Origin of the sequence: Streptomyces rimosus (assembly GCF_008704655.1) — a bacterium.
GTDB classification, from domain to species: Bacteria; Actinomycetota; Actinomycetes; order Streptomycetales; family Streptomycetaceae; genus Streptomyces; species Streptomyces rimosus.
In genome coordinates this window covers 1,790,997-1,807,466 of the sequence record NZ_CP023688.1, presented here as the reverse complement: position 1 = coordinate 1,807,466, position 16,470 = coordinate 1,790,997, and the positions used below count along the sequence as shown (strand labels likewise).

14 protein-coding genes are annotated in these 16,470 nt (G+C 74.8%); 7 read left to right on the top strand and 7 right to left on the bottom strand.

Annotated elements, in window-relative coordinates; genetic code table 11:
- Positions 1-114 precede the first annotated feature (114 nt).
- Positions 115-1,653, top strand: a complete 1,539-nt coding sequence (locus CP984_RS07375; protein ID WP_003982002.1) for a carboxylesterase/lipase family protein — start codon at positions 115-117, stop codon at positions 1,651-1,653.
- Positions 1,654-1,688: 35 nt separating this feature from the next.
- Here the strand turns inward: CP984_RS07375 and CP984_RS07370 are convergent, their stop codons facing one another.
- Positions 1,689-2,432 (bottom strand): hypothetical protein, encoded by a 744-nt coding sequence (locus CP984_RS07370; RefSeq protein ID WP_003982001.1) that lies wholly within the window; start codon positions 2,430-2,432, stop codon positions 1,689-1,691.
- A 319-nt stretch (positions 2,433-2,751) separates the two neighbouring features.
- Between CP984_RS07370 and ggt the strand changes: the two genes are divergently transcribed.
- The 4 genes from ggt (at position 2,752) to CP984_RS07350 (ending at position 7,398) form a co-directional block, all read left to right on the top strand.
- Positions 2,752-4,581 (top strand): gamma-glutamyltransferase, encoded by a 1,830-nt coding sequence (gene ggt / locus CP984_RS07365; RefSeq protein ID WP_003982000.1) that lies wholly within the window; start codon positions 2,752-2,754, stop codon positions 4,579-4,581.
- A 78-nt stretch (positions 4,582-4,659) separates the two neighbouring features.
- A complete protein-coding gene (locus CP984_RS07360) occupies positions 4,660-5,121 on the top strand; it encodes a MarR family winged helix-turn-helix transcriptional regulator (RefSeq protein WP_003981999.1) in 462 nt (153 codons plus the stop codon).
- A gap of 67 nt (positions 5,122-5,188) precedes the next feature.
- A complete protein-coding gene (locus CP984_RS07355; protein WP_003981998.1) occupies positions 5,189-6,763 on the top strand; it encodes an amidase in 1,575 nt (524 codons plus the stop codon).
- On the top strand, positions 6,760-7,398 hold the full coding sequence (locus CP984_RS07350; protein ID WP_003981997.1) for a TetR/AcrR family transcriptional regulator: 639 nt from the start codon (positions 6,760-6,762) through the stop codon (positions 7,396-7,398). The genes CP984_RS07355 and CP984_RS07350 overlap by 4 nt, the downstream gene beginning before the upstream one ends.
- On the opposite strand, the gene CP984_RS07345 is transcribed toward CP984_RS07350, so the two are convergent.
- The 4 genes from CP984_RS07345 to fabG form a co-directional block, all read right to left on the bottom strand.
- Positions 7,379-7,930, bottom strand: a complete 552-nt coding sequence (locus tag CP984_RS07345; protein ID WP_003981996.1) for an isochorismatase family protein — start codon at positions 7,928-7,930, stop codon at positions 7,379-7,381. The genes CP984_RS07350 and CP984_RS07345 overlap by 20 nt on opposite strands.
- Before the next feature lie 9 nt (positions 7,931-7,939).
- The gene (locus CP984_RS07340; RefSeq protein WP_100246561.1) at positions 7,940-9,481 is read right to left on the bottom strand and encodes an MFS transporter; all 1,542 of its coding nucleotides are present in this window, start codon (positions 9,479-9,481) and stop codon (positions 7,940-7,942) included.
- On the bottom strand, positions 9,478-9,909 hold the full coding sequence (locus CP984_RS07335) for a MarR family winged helix-turn-helix transcriptional regulator (RefSeq protein ID WP_003981994.1): 432 nt from the start codon (positions 9,907-9,909) through the stop codon (positions 9,478-9,480). The genes CP984_RS07340 and CP984_RS07335 overlap by 4 nt, the downstream gene beginning before the upstream one ends.
- A gap of 270 nt (positions 9,910-10,179) precedes the next feature.
- On the bottom strand, positions 10,180-10,884 hold the full coding sequence (gene fabG, locus CP984_RS07330) for a 3-oxoacyl-ACP reductase FabG (protein WP_003981993.1): 705 nt from the start codon (positions 10,882-10,884) through the stop codon (positions 10,180-10,182).
- Between the two features lie 347 nt (positions 10,885-11,231).
- Here fabG and CP984_RS07325 point away from each other — a divergent pair, with 347 nt between their 5' ends.
- The gene (locus CP984_RS07325; protein ID WP_003981992.1) at positions 11,232-12,131 is read left to right on the top strand and encodes an MmyB family transcriptional regulator; all 900 of its coding nucleotides are present in this window, start codon (positions 11,232-11,234) and stop codon (positions 12,129-12,131) included.
- On the opposite strand, the gene CP984_RS07320 is transcribed toward CP984_RS07325, so the two are convergent.
- Both CP984_RS07320 and CP984_RS07315 read right to left on the bottom strand, forming a co-directional pair.
- On the bottom strand, positions 12,047-12,982 hold the full coding sequence (locus CP984_RS07320; protein WP_003981991.1) for an MBL fold metallo-hydrolase: 936 nt from the start codon (positions 12,980-12,982) through the stop codon (positions 12,047-12,049). The genes CP984_RS07325 and CP984_RS07320 overlap by 85 nt on opposite strands.
- Positions 12,983-13,277: 295 nt before the next feature.
- Entirely contained in the window at positions 13,278-14,822 is a 1,545-nt protein-coding gene (locus CP984_RS07315; protein ID WP_003981990.1) for an FAD-dependent oxidoreductase, read from the bottom strand.
- A 371-nt stretch (positions 14,823-15,193) separates the two neighbouring features.
- On the opposite strand from CP984_RS07315, the gene CP984_RS07310 reads away from it, so the two are divergent.
- A complete protein-coding gene (locus tag CP984_RS07310) occupies positions 15,194-16,324 on the top strand; it encodes a hypothetical protein (protein WP_003981989.1) in 1,131 nt (376 codons plus the stop codon).
- Positions 16,325-16,470 lie beyond the last annotated feature (146 nt).

Here is a 16,470-nt window from a genome sequence, read left to right as displayed (position 1 = left end):
ACCACACGGGGGTAACGGCGGGGCTTTGCGGTGGGGAGGTGTACGGATGCGGCGGGGCGTCGCGTAGAACGGGTGCTGCTGCACGGGGGCCGGACCGGACGAAGGGGCTGAACGATGGCCGCAGGACGCGCGTGGTGGCGGACCGTGGAGACCGAGCGGGGGCGGGTGTGCGGCGAACCGGCGCCGGTGGCGGAGGGGGATGTGGACGCGCCGCCGGTGGCCGCCTTCCGCGGCATCCCGTACGCGGCCTCGCCGGTCGGCGCGCTGCGTTTCGCGCCGCCGCGCCCGCACGAGGGCTGGTCCGGTGTCCGTGACGCGGCGCGCCCGGGGCCTGCCGTACCGCAGGGGCCGTCCCGCCTGGAGTGCGTCATGGGGCGCCGGGCCGTCGACTGGAGCGAGGACGACTGTCTGACGCTGAATGTCTGGAGCCCGGCCGGGGCGGCCGGTGCGGGGCGGCCCGTGCTGGTGTGGTTCCACGGCGGCGGCTTCTCCAGTGGCTCCGGCGGCTGGGACTGGTACGACGGAACACGGCTCGCCGCGCTCGGTGATGTGGTCGTGGTCACCGCCAACTACCGGCTGGGGCCGCTCGGTTACCTGTACCTGCCGGAGTCCGGTGTGGGTAATCTCGGTCTACGGGACCAGGCCGCGGTGTTGCGCTGGGTGCGCGACAACATCGCGGCGTTCGGGGGCGATCCCGCTGGTGTCACCGTCGGCGGGCAGTCGGCGGGCGCGTATGCGGCTCTGGCCCTCGCGGTCGCGCCGGAGACTCGTGGAATGGTGCGCCGGGTCATCGCGCAGAGCGGGCCGTGGGGGCTGCCGCCCCAGGAACCGGACGCGGCGGCCGGGAGCGCGGCCGCCTTCCTGGACCTCCTCGGGCTGCCGGGGAAGGCGGTGGGCGGCGCCCGGGAGGCGGAGGTGCTGCGGGAGCTGCGTGCGCTGCCGGCGGAACGGCTGCTCGCCGCGTACGCCCGGCTGTCGGCGGACCGCGCGCGGCCGGGCCGGATCGCGCCGCCCATGTATCCGGTGCTCGGCGGCGCGCTGCTGCCCACGCCGCCCCGGCAGGCCGTGGCCGAGGGCGCCTTGGGCGGCGCCGGGCTGCTGATCGGTACGGTACGGGACGAGATGACCGCGTTCGTCGCCTTCGACGAGCGGGCCCGCGCGTTCACCCGGGACGACGTCCTGCGGATCATGCGCGAGGACGCCCGCGACACCTTTCGCGGCGGCGACCGCGACGCGGCGGCCTGCGCTTACGACGACCTGGCGCGCCTGCGCCCGGATGCCTCGCACGCCGAACTCCTCACCGAGGCGGCCACCGGCTGGCTGTTCCGGGACGGCGTGACCCGGATCGCCGAGCAGCGCGCCGCGCAGGGCACGCCCGCGTACGTCTACCGCTTCGACCGCGGCCCGGACGGCGACGACGGCACGCTGGGCGCCACCCACTGCGCGGAGCTGCCCTTCCTCTTCGGGACGTTCGACGCCTACCCCGACAGCCCGATGCTCGGCCGGCCCGGCACGGACGCCCGCCGCCTGGCGCGGGCCTTCGGCGGCGCGTTCGCGGCCTTCACCGCCACCGGCACGCCGAACGGGCCGGGGCTCGCGGACTGGCGGCCCTACTGCGGCGGGCCGGCGCCCGAGGTCATGTACTTCGGCTGAAAGCCCTTGGGGCGAACCCGGCCGCCGCGCGGGGCCTACACGCTCGCGCGGTGGCCCTTCGGCTCCGGCGGCGCCAGTGCGGCCTTGGTCACGTCCGCGACCAGCTCCACCACGTCCGGCCCGTACGCCTGCGAGTTGACGACCTTCAGCAGCAGGCAGAACTGCCCGTCGGCCCCGTATTTGCGGGCCAGCCGCGCCCGGTTGCGCACCAGGTGCCGCACCGCGGCGCGGTGGGTGACCGGGCGCTGGCCGGCCGCGAGGAACACCGGACGGCCGCTCTCCACGGCGGTCAGCCGGGCCAGCAGAACGTGCTCCGTCGCGCCGGGCTCCAGCCGGTACGTCGAACCGCCGACCGCGAACGTCCCGCGCCCGATGCCGTGTTCGTCCCCGGGATGCACGGCGACCCCCGGCAGCAGGTTCGCCATGTGGGCCGCCAGGCGCCGGTGCGCGGTCGGGTCGCCGACGCAGAATTCCGTACGGGCGCCGAAGCCCTGCAGCCCCGTGTCGTGCGGCGCCACCTCCGCGTGCGCCCCGCAGTTCTCCACCACCGAGGCCAGCCCGAGCAGCGCCAGCGCGTCGTGCCGCGGGATGCTCCAGTGGGCCGAGGTGCTGTCCCGGTGGGTGACCAGCACGCATTCCGACCCGTCGGGCAGCCCGAAGAAGCTCTGCTCGCGGGTCAGCCTGCGGCGCACCACGGCGGCCTGCGCGGCCCAGCCGCCCGCCGTGCCGACGACGAGGGCGGCCACCGCCACGGTCAGAAGGAGCAGGGAGTCGTCCATGGCGGGGGAGCGTAGCGGCAGGCCAGAGGGGTGGTCGGACGCGGGGCGGGTGGCTGGGCCGCCTTGCCCGCATCCGTACGGGCATGGGAACGTCACCCGCTATGCGCCGCCGTGCACCCCTTGCGCACCGCGCGCCTCACGTCCGTGCAGGCTCCTCGCGCACCACGCCACGGATGCCCGTGCACGCCCCTTGCGCACCGTGTGTCGCACCCCCGAGCGCGCCCCTTTCGCGCCCCGCCCTCGCGCCCCCTGTCGCCCCCGTGATCTCGCAGGTAGGCTCCGGCCCCTGCCGCCCGCTCAGGCCAGGAGGGAACGCCGTATGACACCGGTCCGCCGACTTTCCGTACTGGGGGTGGTGGCCGCCCTCGCCGGTTCGCTGACCACCGTCCCGGCCGCCGCCCAGTCCCCGGCCGCCGCCCCGCCGTCCCCGTCCCGGGCGCCCGCGAAGACCCCGCCGAAGGCGCCGGTCGCGGTCGGCTACGGCGGCGCGGTCTCCAGCGTGGACGCCGACGCCTCGGCCGCCGGCATCGAGGTGCTGCGCAAGGGCGGCAACGCCGTGGACGCGGCCGTCGCCACCGCGGCGGCCCTCGGCGTCACCGAGCCCTACTCGGCCGGCGTCGGGGGCGGCGGCTACTTCGTCTCGTACGACGCCAAGTCCCGCACCGTGCGCACCCTCGACGGGCGCGAGACCGCGCCGCGCAGCGCCGGCAGCGGTCTGTTCCTGGAGAACGGCAAGCCGATCCCGTTCGACGAGGCGGTCACCAGCGGACTGTCCGTCGGCACCCCCGGCACGCCCGCGACCTGGGACACCGCGCTGGACCGGTGGGGCACCCGCTCGCTGCGCGACGTCCTGAAGCCCGCGGAGAAGCTGGCCCGCGACGGCTTCACGGTCGATGCGACCTTCCGCTCGCAGACCGCCGCCAACGAGGCCCGCTTCCGCGACTTCCCCGCCACCGCCCGCCTGTTCCTGCCCGGCGGAAAGCTCCCGGTCGTCGGCTCCACCTTCAAGAACCCCGACCTCGCCCGTACGTACAAGGAGCTGCGCGACCAGGGCGTCGATGCCATGTACCACGGGCGGCTCGGCAAGGACGTCGTACGGACCGTACGGAAGCCGCCGGTGCGGCCCGGCGCGGACCGCAAGGTGCGGGCCGGTGATCTGACGGCCCGCGATCTGGGCTCGTACGAGGTGCGCTCCCAGGCGCCGACCCGGTCCCGGTACCGGGGGCTGGACGTGTACGGCATGGCGCCGTCCTCGTCCGGCGGCACCAGCATCGCCGAGGCGCTGAACATCCTGGAGCACAGCGACCTGTCGAAGCTGAGCGAGAAGGACTACCTGCACCGTTACATCGAGGCGAGCCGTATCGCCTTCGCCGACCGGGGGCGCTGGGTGGGCGACCCCCGGTTCGAGGACGTGCCGACCCGGGGCCTGACCTCGCAGCGGTTCGCCGACTCCCGGGCCTGCCTGATCAAGGACGACGCGGTGCTCACCAGCCCGCTGGCGCCCGGCGACCCGCGCCACCCGAAGCCCTGCAAGGCCGGTGGCCGGGCCACGCCGACCACGTACGAGGGCGAGAACACCACCCACCTGACCGTCGCCGACAAATGGGGCAACGTCGTCGCCTACACCCTCACCATCGAGCAGACCGGCGGCAGCGGCATCGTCGTGCCGGGCCGCGGCTTCCTGCTCAACAACGAGCTGACGGACTTCTCCTTCGCCCCGGCGAACCCGGCCGTGCACGACCCGAACCTGCCCGGCCCCGGCAAGCGCCCGCGCTCCTCGATGTCCCCGACGATCGTGCTGCGGGACGGCCGGCCCGTGGTGGCGCTCGGCTCGCCCGGCGGCGCGACGATCATCACGACCGTGCTGCAGAGCCTGCTGAACCACCTGGACCGCGGAATGCCGCTGGTCGACGCCATCGCGGCGCCCCGCGCCAGCCAGCGCAACGCGGCCGCCACCGAGCTGGAACCCGGCCTGTGGGACAGCCCGGTCCGTGCGCAACTGGAGGCGATCGGGCACCGGTTCACCCGCAACCCGGAGATCGGCGCCGCGACCGGCGTCCAGCGGCTGCCCGGCGGACGCTGGCTGGCGGCGGCCGAGAAGGTGCGGCGCGGCGGCGGGTCGGCGATGGTCGTACGGCCGCAGGACTGACCGCGGCGCGGCGTCCGGCCGGGCGGGCCGGGGCGGAACACAAGGGGCGAAGGTAAAAAATTCGATAGGTTTTTCGGTGTGCACGACGAACCGAACCCCGCCCCGGCCCGCGACCTGGACGTGGACGCCTTCGCCACCGCGATCGAGACCTTCAGCCGCTTCTACGCCCGGCTCCCCGTCCCGGAGAAGCTCTCGTTCACGGCGCTGTCGGTGCTCGACACCCTCACCTGCCACGACGGCCCGCTGCGGCTGACCGACCTGACCAGGTCCGAACAGGTCAGCCAGCCCGGCATCACCCAGCTCGTCGCCCGGCTGGAGCGCGACGGGCTGGTGGAGCGCCGCCCCGATCCGAGTGACGGGCGCGCCGTCCTCGTCCGTATCACCGAGGCCGGACGGCGCGCCGGCCGCACCCGCCACGAAGCCCGCACCCGCCATCTGACGCCCCTGGTGGATCGCCTGTCCGGCGCGCAGCGCCGGGCGCTCGCCGACGCGCTGCCGGCCCTGACCCGCCTCGCGGAACTCGGACGCGAGCACCGTTGAAGCCGCCGCCCGGCCCGGTTACCGTCGAAGTCGTTCGTTCGAACGAACAGTCCGGCAAGGGGGTTTCATGGGCCTGCGGGACAACGGCGGCAGGAGCGCGGACAACGGCGCCACCACCCGGAGCGGCGCCGTCCGGGAGTACGAAGGACTGGCCGAGCAGGCGGCGGCGCTGGCGGACGGCCGGGCGGGGTCGGTGGAGCTGGTACGGCGCTCGCTGGAGCGCATCGACGCCACCCAGGGCACGGTCAACGCCTTCCGGCGGGTCCGCGCCGGGGCCGCGCTCGCGGAGGCCGCCGCGGCCGACCGGCGCCTGGCGGCGGGGGAGCGGCTGCCGCTGCTCGGCGTGCCGGTCGCCGTCAAGGACGACACCGACGTGGCGGGCGAGCCCACCGCCTTCGGCTGCGCGGGCGAGTTCCCGCCCAAGGCCGCGGACTCCGAGGCCGTACGGCGGCTGCGCGCGGCCGGCGCGGTCATCGTTGGCAAGACCAACTCCTGCGAACTGGGGCAGTGGCCGTTCACAGAGGGCCCCGCGTTCGGCGACACCCGCAACCCCTGGAACCCGGGCCACACACCGGGCGGTTCGTCGGGCGGCTCGGCCGCGGCGGTCGCCGCCGGACTCGTACCGGCCGCCCTCGGCACGGACGGCGCGGGCTCGGTCCGCATCCCCGCCGCCTGGACCCACCTCGTCGGCATCAAGCCGCAGCGCGGCCGCATCTCGACCTGGCCCGACCCGGAATCCTTCCAGGGCATCACGGTGCTCGGCCCGCTGGCCCGTACGGTCCGGGACGCGGCGCTGCTGCTCGACGCCGCCGCCGGGAGCCACGACGGCGACCTGCACCGGCCGCGCCCCGTCGCGGCCCGCGCGGCGGCGGACCGCGATCCGGGGCGGCTGCGCATCGCGCTCTCCTGGAAGCCGGCCTTCACCGGTACGCCCAAACCGCTGCACCCCGAGGTGCGTTCCGCCGTCACCGCGCTCGCCCGTACGCTCGCGGCCCTCGGCCACCAGGTCGAGGAGGCCGAGCCGGACTACGGGCTGATCGGGCTCGCGTTCGTGCCGCGGGCGACGACGGGCGTACGGGAATGGGTGGCGCGGGCGCCCGACCGCACGCTGCTGGACCGCCGTACCCGCGAAGCGGCCCGGCTGGGGCGCCTGCTGGGCGGCCCCGTGCTGCGCCGGGCGCGGGCGGCGGAACGGCGCCAGCACCAGCGGGTGGGCGCGCTGTTCGGCCCGTACGACCTCATGCTGACGCCGACCACGGCCGCGCCGCCGCCGCGTATCGGCACGCTCGCGAAGATGAGCGGCTGGCAGACCGACCGGGCGATGATCGCCGCGTGCCCGTACGCCTGGCCGTGGAACGTCCTCGGCTGGCCCGGCATCAGCGTGCCCGCCGGATTCACCGCGGGCGGCCTCCCCTTGGGCGCCCAGCTGCTCGGCCCGTCCCACTCGGAACCGCTGCTGATCTCGCTCGCGGCCCAGTTGGAGGCGGAGCTGCGGTGGTACGAGCGGTGGCCCGAGGCAGAGCTGGTGGGCGAACGGCCGGAGGCGGCCGAGCGGCCTCGGGTGGTGGGCACGGGGCGGTCGCAGCCGCGCTCCCTCAGGGCCGACGGTCTCGGCGGCTCGGCGGACGCCGTGGGCCTATGACGGCGGCGGAGCCCGGGGCCGCCCAGCCCGGCGACACCCGGCGCTGCATCATCGGTGCCGTGCTGCGCATCATCGGGCGGGACGGTGTCGCCGCCGTCACCAACCGGCGCATCGCGAAGGAGGCCGGTGTGTCGCTGGGCTCGGTGACGTACCACTTCGCGACGCAGCACGATCTGCTGCGGGAGAGCCTGCTGCGGTTCGTCGACGAGGAGACCCGGCGGTTCACGGCGCTGGCCGACGACAGCCGGCTCGACCGGATCGGCCTGGCGGAGGCCGCGGCGCTGGTCGGACAGGTCGCGGGCGGCACGGAGTTCGACAGCGAGCACATCGCGCCGTTCGAACTGTACGTGCAGGCCGGGCGCGACGAGCGGCTGCGGGCCGCGGCGGCCGAGTGCTTCGCCGCGTACGACCGGCTGGCGGCCCGCATCCTGACGGCGCTGGGCGTCGCGGACGCCGAGCGGCTGGCCGGCACCGTGGTGGCCCTGGTGGCGGGGCAGCAGCTGCGGCGCCTGGCCACCGGCTCGTCCGCGGCCGACCTGGTCGACGCGCTGCTGCTCCTGGCCAAGGGCGCGGCCCCGACGGCCGCCGCCCCGCCCGTGCCGCCTCCCGGTCCGGTCAGCCCAGCAGGCCGATGACCGCCTCCGTCGAGCCGGTCTCGCCCAGCCGGGGGAAGATCTTCTCCAGGCTGCGGCGGTGCGCCTCCTCGTCCATGTCGGTCACCGCGTCCGTCGCGACGGTGACGTGGTAACCGTGCTCGTGCGCGGCGCGCGCGGTGGACTCCACACCGATGCTCGTCGCGATGCCCGCCAGGACGATCTGCGTGACGCCCCGGCTGCGCAGCTCCGCGTCGAGGCCGGTGCCGTGGAAGGCGCCCCAGGTCTGCTTGGTGACGGTGATGTCGGTGGGCTGCCGGTCGAGTTCCGGCACCAGCTCGGCCCAGTCGGCCGGCGGCGTGCCCCCGGGCCGCCCGGCTTCCGTACGCCCCGGCGCGCCGCCCGTGACGTTGACGAGCACCACGGGCAGGTCCCGCTCCCGGAAGGCCGCGGCGAGCCGCGCGGAACGCTCGACGATCTCGGCGGCGGGGTGGGCGGTCGGCAGTGCGGTGATGCCCTTCTGAAGGTCGATCAGGACGAGGGCGGTGGTGGGGTCGAGGGTGGTGACGGGCATGGGGCGCTCCTAGGGACGGGGGGACGAGTCTTCGGTGCGGTGGCGGTCGGAGGACGTACGGGTGCGGGACGGTGCGGCCGTACGGGCGGGTGACGACGGGACGGTCCGGGGCCGCAACGTGCGGTCCGCGGCCGTCAGTACGAGCAGCAGCCCGCCGAGGACGAGTCCGACGACGGCGATCTCGTGCAGCCCCGCGTCCGTGGCCCGCTGCCCGTACAGCAGCCCGATCAGGCTCGAAGCGGTGATCGCGCCGAGGTACTGCGCGGTGCGCTGGAACCCGGCCGCCGCGCCGATGCCGTCGGCCGGTGCCTGCGCGTAGACCGCGGCCTGGTTGCCCGTGGAGGCGAGGCCCTGGGGGATGCCGAAGAGGACTCCGGCCAGCAGCAGGAGAGCCAGCGGCGTACCGCCGCCCAGCAGCAGACAGACACCGCTGCCCACGGCGAGGCACGCCGCGGCGGCCGTGAGCGGGGCCCGGATGCCCTTCGTACGGGCACCGGCGAGGGAACAGAGAGCGGCAGCCCCGGACATCGGCAGCATGATCAGCCCGGCGTGGAAGGCGCTGTAGCCGTGCCCCTCCTCCAGCCACTGGCTGTAGCCGTACAGCACGCAGTAGATGACGAGGTACGTCAGCCCGTGTCGGAGGTAGGTCAGCAGCAGCGCGCCGTTGCGGGCGAGCATCCGCAGGTCCAGGAAGGGTTCGGGGTGGCGCAGCTGCCACCACGTCAGGACGGCGGCGAGCGCGGCGGCCGGTGCCAGCAGCGGCCAGCGGGGGTGCGCGAGGTCCAGCAGGAAGAACATCGCGACGGTGAGCGTGGCCGCGAACAGCGCGATGCCGAGCGGGTCGAGGGAGCCTGGGCGGTCCGCTGCACGAGCCGCTGTACCGGCCGTCGCGCGGTGTGCCGTACGGTCCGCAGCGGTACGCCCGTCCGCGGGCAGCCAGGCCAGTGCGCAGGCGAGGGCGACCAGGGCGAGGGGGACGTTCACCGCGAAGACCGCGCGCCAGCCCGCGGTCGCCGCCAGCAGGCCGCCGAGCGCCGGGCCCACGGCGGCGCTGCCCAGGGCGGCGAGGGACAGCCGCCCCAGGACGGCGCGCGGCGTGCCGCGGCCCACCCGTTCCGCCTCGGTACGCAGCATCGCCATCGCGGCCGGGTACGCCGCCGAGGTGCCGACGCCCAGGACGACGCGGGAGACGATCAGCAGCGTGAAGGTGGGCGCGAGCGCGCCGAGCAGACCGGCGCCGAGCACCGTCACCAGGCCCGCGACGAAGACCCGGCGCGGGCCGAGCCGGTCGGCCAGCCGGCCCATGGAAGGCTGGGCGACCGCGCTGGCCAGGTACATCGCGGAGATGAGCCAGGCGGTGTCGGCGGCGCCGACGCGGAAGTCCCGGGCGATGGCCACCAGCGCGGTGGCGATCATCGTCGAGTTGACCGGGTTGAGCACCGAGCCGAGCAGCAGCGGCGTCATCAGCCGCGCCCCGAACCCCCGCTCACCGCCTCCGGGCGCCGCCCCTGCGGCGCTTGCCGCGTCCGCCGCCGCTCCCTCGGCCCTCATTCCTGTATCAGCCGCTTCAGCAGCTCGGTGGCTTCGGCCAGCGTGTGCTGTTCGGCCGGGCCGAGGCGTTCGGCGATGGCGACGGCGAGCCAGTTCTGCTTGGCCTGCCGGGCCTCGGCGAGCACCCGCCGCCCCTCCTCGGTGAAGGAGAAGACGACCTGCCGGCCGTCGGTCGGATGCGGGCTCCGCCGCAGGATGCCCTGCTCCTCCAGGGCTCCGATCGTCATCCGCATCGACTGCGGCCGTACGTATTCCGCGCGGGCCAGTGCCGCGATGGTGGTGGGCCCCTCGGCGTCGATACGGGCGAGTGCCGCGCGCTGCGAGGCGGTGAGTCCGCCGGCGTGCGAGACGGCGCGCAGCTGGCGCATGAGGAGGCTCACGGTGGCGCCCAGGTCGGTCGCCAGGCGTTCCTGATCCTTGTCGGGCATGGCGGCAGCCTAGGATGACGACAGATGAACTTGCAAGTTAGCCTGTCGAAAATGTGTATCCCGCGAGTGTCCTCGTGATCCGCCCCGGAAAACGCCGAAGCCTGTGAGGCGCCATGATGCGGCGCCTCACAGGCTTCTTCTCCCTGGGTGGGTGAGCGCCTGACCCCCGTCCAAGCGCTCACCCAACCGCCCCGTACGGGGGTGGGTGTCTTCGCCCACGCCCCCGGGAGTGAGGGCGTGGGAGGTGTGGAGTGGTGCGGGCCGGCAGGGTCAGTGACCCATGCCCGCGCCGCCGTCGACCGGGATGACGGCCCCGGTGATGTACGACGCTTCCTCGCCGGCGAGGAAGCGCACCGCCGCGGCGATGTCCTCGGGGCGGGCGGCCTTGCGCAGCGGGATTTCCTCCAGCATGGCGTCCAGGCGTTCCTGCGGGAGCGCCGCGGTCATGTCGGTCTCGGTGAGGCCGGGGGTGACCACGTTGGCGGTGATGCCGCGCGAGCCCAGTTCGCGGGCGATGGAGCGGGCGAGGCCGACCAGACCGGCCTTGGCCGCCGCGTAGTTCGCCTGGCCCGCCTCGCCGCGCAGCCCGACGGTGGAGCCGATGAAGATCATGCGGCCCTTGCGGGCGCGCAGCATGCCGCGGGTGGCGCGCTTGGCCACCCGGTAGGCGGCGGTGAGGTTGGTGCCCACCACGTCGCCGAAGTCGTCCTCGGACATGCGCATCAGCAGCGCGTCGCGGGTGATGCCCGCGTTCGCCACCAGGACCTCGACCGGGCCGTGCGCCTCCTCGATCCGCTGGAACGCCGCCTCGACCTGCTCCGGGTCGGTGATGTCGCACTTGACGCCCAGGACGCCGGCGGGCGGCTCGCCCGACCGGTAGGTGACGGCGACCTTGTCGCCGTCGGCGGCCATGGCCTGCGCGATCGCCAGCCCGATGCCTCGGTTGCCACCGGTGATGAAGACGCTGCGGCTCATGGGTCCCTCTCGATTGCTGCGGGTGTGCCCGGCTCGGCCGGTGGCACGGCGGCGGGGCGTCGGCGGGGGCGCCGTGCGGGCCCTGCCGCGGTCAGTCACTCTGGCACAAACCGATCCGGCGTTCTCGTTCGCCGGGGGTCACACACGGTGACCGGTACTGGGAGTTCCGGTAGGCGGGGTGCCGCTCCGGCCCGGAAAATGCGGAGGATGTGGGCTTTCGGGTGATTCGTGGGGTGGCGGGTGGTCCGCGGTGGGCCCGGGGGCTCGTTCGGTCCGTAGTGGAGTGGCGATAAAGTCGGCCGTAACTTTTCGATCCTTTTACCGAACCGAAGGGGGCTTTGTGCCGAATGTCCCGTAAGCAGCGCCTCGGCGACTTCCTGCGCGACTGGCGCGCCCCGCGGGACCCCAACCAGGTGCCGGGTTTCACCGCGAAATTCGGCCACCGGGACCGGCTCGGTATCACGCAGGCCGAGATGGCGGTGCTCACCGGCGTCACCGAGGGCTGGTACCGCAGGCTGGAGTCCGGCCGGATCGAGCGGCCGAAGACCGAGTGGCTGGAGCGCATCGTGCGCATCCTCGACCTCGACGAGGCGCAGCGGCACACCCTCTTCGTGTACGCGCGGGGCCAGGTGCCGCCGCCGCTCTACCGCCCCACCGGCGCGGTCGACCCGTCGACGTCCGCGCTCATCCAGGTCCAGCCCTGGCCCGCGTACCTGTCCGACTCGGCGTGGGACGTGCTCCTGTACAACGCGGCCTGCGAGAAGGACTGGCCGTGGATGAAGCACGGCATCAACGTCATGATCTGGGCGCTGACGTACCCGGAGGCCCGCCTCCAGCTGATCAACTGGGAGGAGGACTGGGCCAAGCCGATGGCGTCCCAGCTGCGCCTGGCCGCCGCCGAACAGCCGGAGAACCGCCGGCTGACGGAGGTCGTCGCGGAGATCAAGGAGCGCGACCGGGTCGCCGCCCGGCTGCTCACCGACGATCTGACGACGGTCACCCACCCGGACGGCGACCGGCGCTGGCTGTACCTGCCCGGCCACGGCGACGAGGAGTTCGAGGTCACCTTCCGCTGCTTCGCGCCGCTCAGCGACCGTACGCAGCGGCTCATGCTGGTGGTGCCGTCCGACTACCCGGTGGCCACGGAGCCCGCCGCGTCCGGCTACGCGGCGGCCGCCAGCCGGGCCATGCCCTCGACCAGCTCGAACGTGGTGGACGGTACGTCCGGCACGCCCGCCTCCTGGTAGGCCCCCGCGACCGCGGTGAACAGCCGCTCCGGGTGCGCCAGGTCGCCGGCGTGCGCGGCCTTGACCAGGCGGGCCGCCTCGTCCAGCTCCCGGCCCTCGCGGGCGTACGCGGTGGCCGTCTCGAAGATCCGGGACAGCTCGTCGCGGAAGTGCGTCAGCCCCGCCCGGTCCGTCAGCTCCCCGTGGCCCGGTACGAAGGTCGTGGCGCCGGTGGCCAGCAGGGTGTCGCAGGCCGTGACGCACGAGGAGAGCGAGCCCGACCAGACGATCATGTGGCCGCCGCGGAACAGGGCGTCGCCGGTGAACACCACGCCGTCCTCGGGCACGTGCAGCGCGACATCGCCCGCGCTGTGCCCGGCGCCGAGATCCAGCAGGCGCACCGCCGTACGGCCGACGGTCAGCTCCAGGCTGCCGGTGAAGGTCCGGGTCGGCCCGGTGAGGGTGATGCCGCCGAAGTCGAAACCGCCGAAGTGCTCGACGGCGTAGGCCGCGACCGCGGTGGCCGGCTCGCCGCGGCTCAGGGCCGACAGCATGTCCGGCGTCATCTCATGGCACCGGTGCGCGGCGGACGCCTCGGACGTGATGATCTCCGCGTCCCCGACCAGTTCGTTGCCCCAGGTGTGGTCGCCGTTCTGGTGGCTGTTGACCACGGTGGTGATCGTCGCGTCCGGTACGGCGCCGGCGATCGCGGCCAGCAGTTCCCGGGTGCCCTCCAGGGTGAACTGGGTGTCCATCAGGAGCGCTTCGCCGTCGGACGCGACCAGGCCGCAGTTGCTGTAACCCCAGGCGGTGCTGTCGTGCGTCCACGCCCAGGTGGTCGGGGAGAGCGGGACGAGGCGGGGCGTGGTCAAGGAAGAGGTCCATTCTCTCGGGCGGCGCCGCTGCCGCCGGATGGCACGGCGTACGGACCCGGCGGTGAACCCCACGGGAACGGTCGCCCGGTTCCGCAAGAAGCCAATGTAATCACCAACGGTCTGGACCACTCACACCGGATCACCCGCACCGGGACCGCCCGCACGGGGATCACCGCACCAGGACCTCCGGCACGGGGATCACCGCACGGGGGCCTCCGGCACCGGGATCTCCCGCACCGGGACCGCCGCACCCGGACCGCCCCCACCCGCCGGGTGGCCCGGCCCGGACCCGCTACTCCACCTCCCGCCGCTCCAGCGGCTCCGTGGCCGGGCCCTGGAGCACCGAGCCGTCCGGTGCGAAGCGGGAGCCGTGGCACGGGCACTCCCACGCCTTCTCGGTCGCGTTGAACGCGACCAGACAGCCCAGGTGGGTGCAGCGCGCCGACACCGCCAGGGTGGTCCCGTCCTCGTCCCGGTGGACCGCGCAGCGCCTGCCGCGCACCCGGACGATCGCGCCGGAGCCGGGCGCGATCTCCGCCACCGAGTCGGCGTGCGTCGTCCGCAGCCGGTCGCCGATGAAGTGCCGCCCGACCTCGGCCTGGTGCTTGAGGAAGGCGGGCGCCTCGCGGACGGCGCTCCACAGCCGGCGGGGGTCGTACAGGCCCGCCCACGGCGGCGGGTCCCCGGTGATCAGGCCGGTCAGCAGGCGCCCGGCGGCCACGCCGCCGCTCAGGCCCCAGCCGCCGAACCCGGTGGCGACATAGGTGTGGCGGGCGGCCGGGTGGAACGGCCCGATCAGCGGAACGGTGTCGGTGGAGTCGTTGTCCTGGGTCGCCCAGCGGTACGCCACCTCCGTACCGGGGAAGTGCCGGTGCATCCAGGCGGTCAGCCGCGCGAACTTCTCGCCGGCGTCCGCCGTGCCCGGCTTGAACGTCTCGCCCGTGACGATCAGCAGCCGGCGCCCGTCGTCGTACGGGGCGGTGCGCACCGACCGCTTGCCCTCCTCCTCCGTGATGTACATCCCGCCAGGGTCACGGCCCGCGTCCACGGGGGCGGCCACCACGACCTCCCGGCGCGGCGACAGCCGGGTGAACAGCAGGGCGCGGTCGAAGACCGGGTAGTGGGTGGCGACCACGACGTCCCGCGAGGTGACGGTGGCGCCCGACTCGGTCGTCACGCGGCAGGGCGAGCCCTCGTGCAGGCCGGTCGCGCGGGTGCGCTCGTGGATGACGCCGCCGCGGGAGCGGAAATCCTCCGCCAGCGCGAGCAGATACCTGCGCGGGTGGAACTGGGCCTGCTCCTCCACCCGCACCGCGCCGGCCACGGGGAACGGCAGCCCGGTTGCGGTCACGAAGGAAGCCGGCAGCCCGGCCTCGCGCGCCGCCTCCGCCTCCGCGCGCAGCTGCCCGGCACCCGCCGGGTCCCGTACGTAGGTGAACGCCGGGCCGCGTTCGAGGTCGCAGTCGACGCCCAGCAGATCCGCGATCTCGACGACGCGCTCGACGGCGGCCTGCTGGGACTCGGCGTACCGGCGGGCTCCCTCGGCGCCGCGGGTACGGCGCAGCCGGTCGTAGATCAGGGTGTGCAGGGACGAGAGCTTGGCGGTCGTGCAGCCGGTGACCCCGGCGGCGATCCGGTCCGCCTCCAGCACGACGACCCGGCGCCCGGCCCGGACCAGCTCCCAGGCGGTACTCAACCCGGCGATCCCGCCGCCGATCACCGTCACATCGGCCTCGGCGTCCTCGGCGAGCGGCGGATAGGACGTGCCGGGCGTCGTCGCGATCCAATACGACTCGTACGACTCGTCGGGGCCGGACGCTCCATCGTTGTCGGTCATGCGACACCGGGTGCCCCGCGCGGCCGCCCCGAAGCCCGTCCGTGCCCCGGCTCCCCCGGACGGACCCGCGGCCGGGCGGGGCTCCACCGGTCGATGACCGGCTCCAGGTCCGTCCCGTCGCCGCGCGGCGTCAGAACGTGCGTCATCCGGCAGGGCGCCCCGGCGTGACCGAAGTGTCTCAGTCATGTCCGCAGACTAGGGCCCACCACTGACAACGGCGGATGGCCGCTGCTCCGCCCATCCCGGGAGCCCCGGCGAACCGCGCGTAGACCGGTGCAATCGAGGCCGAAACCCGGCTGGTGCCGCATGCGGGTCGGGCGTGGGGTGGGAACGGGCGGGCGCACGGGGGGTGGGGGAGGGGAGAGGGGAACGTGGCAACGGACCAACTCGAAGCGCCGGTGGCGGAGTTCGCGCGGTTCCTGCGCGGGCTGACGCGGCTGCTCGACGAGACGGCCGGATGGTACGCCGTCTTCACGCTCCGCGACCCCGAGGGCATGCGGGCCTGTCTGGACGGTACGGACGTGCCGCCCTGGGACGTGGTGGAGTCGCTGCTGCACGACCTCGCCGGCTGGCGCGGCGAGTACGCCGTGCGCACCGCCGGGCCGCGGGCACGTCGGCTCCACGAGGAGGCGGTCGCGGCGTACGACGCCCGGCCGGGCGCCCCCGCGCGCCTCGGGGACCGGCTGGACATGATGCTGCGCGAGCGGCAGTACGCGGCGCTGCGCGAACGGGAGTTACGGGCCGCCCTGCTGGCGGCGGCGGGCGGCCCCGGCGCGGCACGGCTGGCGGACGAACTGGCCTGGGCCCGCGACGATCACGTACGGTCCGGTGCCAGGGCGCGCGAACTTCAGGGGCGCCTCGACGCACTGGCGAGCGCGGCGGTGAGCCGCCGCTTCCCGGGCGGCGGCACCGGTCCGTACGAGCGCGAGCCGGACGCCGGCAGTGCTCCCCGCACCTCCGGAACGCCCGTCGCCCCCGCCCCTCCACCCCCTCCCGCCAACGCCACCCGCCTGGCCCGGCTCCGTGCCACCGGGCGCGGTGGCGAGGCGCACGCCCTGCTGTGCGCCGCCGCCCACGCGCACCCTTCGGAACTTCCGCGCCTCATGGACGAGTTGGAAAGCGTGGGCCTGGCGGCCGAAGTGCCGACGCTGCTCTGGGAGGTGGCCTGTCTGCCACCGCCCCGGCTCGCCGCTGCCGCCGACGCGCTGACCGCCGCCGGCCGCACCGCGGAGAGCGTGCGGCTGCTGCGCCAGGGCGTTGCCCGGCCCGTCGGGGAAGTGGCGCACACGGCGCTGGCGCTGCTCGGCGCGGGCCGCCCGGCCGAGGCCCGCGAACTGTTCGCGGCGCTCGTCCGGGCCCGTACGCCCGAGGAGGCGGTCGAGGCGACAGCGAGCGCGCCGGGCGAGCTGGTCCCGCTGCTCCTGGAGGCCGCCGCCGACGTCTCGCCGTACCGCCATCGCGACATCTCGCACGCCCTGCGCGCGGGCGGCGCGGGCTTCTGACCGTGCGCCGGGCGCGCGCCCCTCCGGCCCGCTTCCGGTGCCGCCCGCCGCCGTACGGGAGATGGTCTTGCCTCGCCGCTGCACGGGGCCTACGGTCGCTCCACACGCGTAGATCCGCATGGCCCGCTGGCCGACGGCTCGACGAA